Here is a 3,189-nt window from a genome sequence, read left to right on the forward strand (position 1 = left end):
CACCTTCAACGCTGGCCAGGCCTGCGTCGCCGGCACGCGGCTGATCGTCGAGAAGAGCGTGGCCGACAGGCTGACGACCGCGATCCTGGTGAAGATGAAGGCGGTGTGGCCCGGCCCGACCTGGGACGAGGCGACGCATTATTCGCCGATCATCTCGGAGCGGCAACGAGGGCGTGTCGACAGCATCGTGCAGGCTGCGGTCAAGGCCGGCGGCGAATGCCTGACCGGCGGCGCCGCCATGGACAGCCCCGGCTATTTCTACGAGCCGACGCTGATCGCTGATGTCGATCAGGTCAATCCCGCGATCGTCGAGGAGATCTTCGGCCCGGTGCTCACAGTGCAGACCTTCGAGACCGAGGACGAGGCGTTGGCGCTATCCTCCCATCCGACCTACGGACTCGCTTCCGGCCTTTTCACTTCCGACCTGTCGCGTACGATCCGTCTGGCGCGCAAGCTCGAAGCGGGCACGGTCTGGGTCAACCGCTACAGCCGCTCGCGCGACCACATCCTGCCGACCGGCGGCTACAAGCGCTCCGGCATCGGCAAGGACCTTGGCCGCGACGCCTATCTCGCCAACCGCAGGACCAAGAGCGTCCTGGTCAGCCTGTGAAGGGATGCCGATGAAATCCTACTCGATCGCCCTGATACCCGGTGACGGCATCGGCCGCGATGTCACCGCCGCCGCCTGGACGGTGCTGGAGACTGCGGCCAAACAGGACGGCGTTGCCCTGACGGGCACCGAGTTCCCCTGGTCCTGCCGCTTCTACAAGGAAACCGGCCGCATGATGCCCGAGGACGGCATCGAGACCTTGCGCGGCTTCGACGCCATCCTTCTCGGTGCGGTCGGCTGGCCGGCGGAGGTGCCGGATTCGGTCTCGTTGCACGGCCTGCTGCTGCCGATCCGCAAGGCATTCGTGCAATACGCCAACATCCGGCCACACCGCCTGCTGCCTGGGGTCAAGGGACCGCTGCGAGCGGAGAGCTTCGACATCCTGTGTATCCGCGAGAACACCGAGGGCGAATATTCCGGCGCCGGCGGGCGCGTGCACCAGGGCACTTTGGACGAGGTTGCGGTGGAGACATCGATCTTCACCCGCGCCGGCGTCGAGCGCATCCTGCGCTTCGGCTTCGAGCAGGCGCGATCACGGCGGGGCAAGCTTGCTTCCGTCACCAAGTCCAACGCGCAGAAATACTCGATGGTGTTCTGGGACGAGGTCACCCGCAAGCTTGCGGGGGATTATCCGGACGTCGAGGTGACCAGCTATCATGTCGATGCGCTCGCGGCGCGCATGATCATGGCGCCGGAGAGCCTCGACGTGCTCGTCGCTTCCAACCTGTTCGGCGACATCCTGACCGACATCGGCGCGGCGATCCAGGGCGGGCTCGGCTATGCCGCCTCCGCCAACATCAATCCCGACCGTTCGGCGCCGTCGATGTTCGAGCCGGTGCACGGCTCGGCGCCCGACATCGCCCATCTCGGCATCGCCAACCCGATCGCCACCATCTGGTCCGGCGCCATGATGCTCGATCATCTCGGCGAAAAGGCTGCCGCCGGCCGCATGATGAAGGCGCTCGAGGCGACAACCGCGCGAGGCATTGGAACCAGCCCCGGCAAGGATCGCACACAAGCCATCACCGCTGCCGTCGTCGCGGCGCTCACCTGATTGCAAGGTCGTTTTCGATGAGAAACCTGAAAGACAAAAGCCTCTTCCGCGAAGCCGGTTTGATCGGCGGCGAATGGGTCATCGCCGACTCCGGCAAGACGGTCGATGTCATCGATCCGGCGACCCAGGCCGCGATCGGCACCGTGCCCGACATGGCCGCTCCGGAGACCCGCGCGGCCATAGACGCCGCGGCTGCTGCCGATGGGGATTGGAAGAAGAAAACCAACGCCGAGCGCGCTGCCCTCCTGGAGGCCTGGCATGGGCTGATGCTGGCGCATCTGGACGATCTTGCGCTGATCCTGACGACGGAACAGGGCAAGCCGCTGGACGAGGCCAAAGGCGAGATCCGCTACGGCGCCTCCTTCGTCAAATGGTTCGCCGAGGAAGCACGCCGCATCAACGGCCACACCATCCCGTCGCCGACGAAAGACCGCCGCATCATCGTGCTGAAGGAACCGGTCGGCGTGTGCGGCATCATCACGCCGTGGAATTTTCCCAATGCGATGATCACCCGCAAGGTCGCGCCGGCGTTGGCCGCAGGCTGCACGGTGGTCATCAAGCCGTCAGAATTCACGCCCTATTCGGCGCTGGCGCTCGGCGTGCTTGCCGAGCGGGCGGGCATTCCCGCCGGGGTCATCAACATCGTCACCGGCATGCCGGCCGAGATCGGCAACGAGATCATGGCGAACGAGACGGTGCGCAAGATCTCCTTCACCGGCTCGACGCGGGTCGGCTCGCTGCTGATGCGCGGCGCGGCCGACAGCGTGAAACGGCTCAGCCTGGAGCTCGGCGGCAATGCCCCCTTCATCGTCTTCGACGACGCCGACCTCGACCTCGCCGTTGAGGGCGCACTGGTCTCAAAATTCCGCAATGGCGGCCAGACCTGCGTTTGCGCCAACCGCATCATCGTCCAGGCCGGTGTCTACGAGACCTTCGCCGCCAAGCTCTCCGCCCGCGTCAACGCCATGAAGGTCGGGCCGGGCACCGAACCCGGCATCGCCATCGGACCGATGATCAACATGGCGGCGGTCGAGAAGATCAACCGTCACGTCGAGGACGCGCTCGCCAAGGGCGCGACGATCATCACCGACAAGCCGGCGCTGCCTCAGGGTCCTCAATATGTCGCGCCGCTGGTGCTGAGCGGCGCCACGAAGGATATGCAGCTTGCCGGCGAGGAAACCTTCGGCCCGGTCGCGCCGCTTTTCCGCTTCGAGACGGAGGAAGAGGCAATCGCGCTGGCCAACGGCACGCCCTACGGACTTGCGTCCTACTTCTATACCGAGAATTTGAAACGCGCCTGGCGCGTCGGCGAGGCGCTGGAGTTCGGCATGGTGGGGCTCAACACCGGCTCGGTCTCGATGGAGGTGGCCCCCTTCGGCGGCGTCAAGCAGTCCGGCCTCGGACGTGAGGGCGCGCAAGCCGGCATCGAGGAATATCTCGAGATGAAGAGCTTTCATATGGGAATAGGGGAGTAAGCAGTAGGGAATGAGCGCCTGTACCCTACTCCCCTACTCCCCTACTCCCC

At 65.4% G+C, this 3,189-nt stretch carries 3 protein-coding genes; all 3 read left to right on the forward strand.

The window, feature by feature from the left end:
- Positions 1–610, forward strand: a 610-nt coding sequence (locus EN781_RS29345; RefSeq protein ID WP_127400585.1) for an aldehyde dehydrogenase family protein, incomplete at its 5' end; no start/stop codon positions are given.
- A 10-nt stretch (positions 611–620) separates the two neighbouring features.
- A complete protein-coding gene (locus tag EN781_RS29350) occupies positions 621–1,664 on the forward strand; it encodes a tartrate dehydrogenase (protein ID WP_126058841.1) in 1,044 nt (347 codons plus the stop codon).
- Positions 1,665–1,681: 17 nt separating this feature from the next.
- Positions 1,682–3,139, forward strand: coding sequence for an NAD-dependent succinate-semialdehyde dehydrogenase (locus EN781_RS29355; RefSeq protein ID WP_126058840.1), 1,458 nt, complete (start codon positions 1,682–1,684; stop codon positions 3,137–3,139).
- Positions 3,140–3,189 lie beyond the last annotated feature (50 nt).

The organism is Mesorhizobium sp. M4A.F.Ca.ET.090.04.2.1 (assembly GCF_003999085.1).
In the GTDB taxonomy this organism is placed as follows: Bacteria; Pseudomonadota; Alphaproteobacteria; order Rhizobiales; family Rhizobiaceae; genus Mesorhizobium.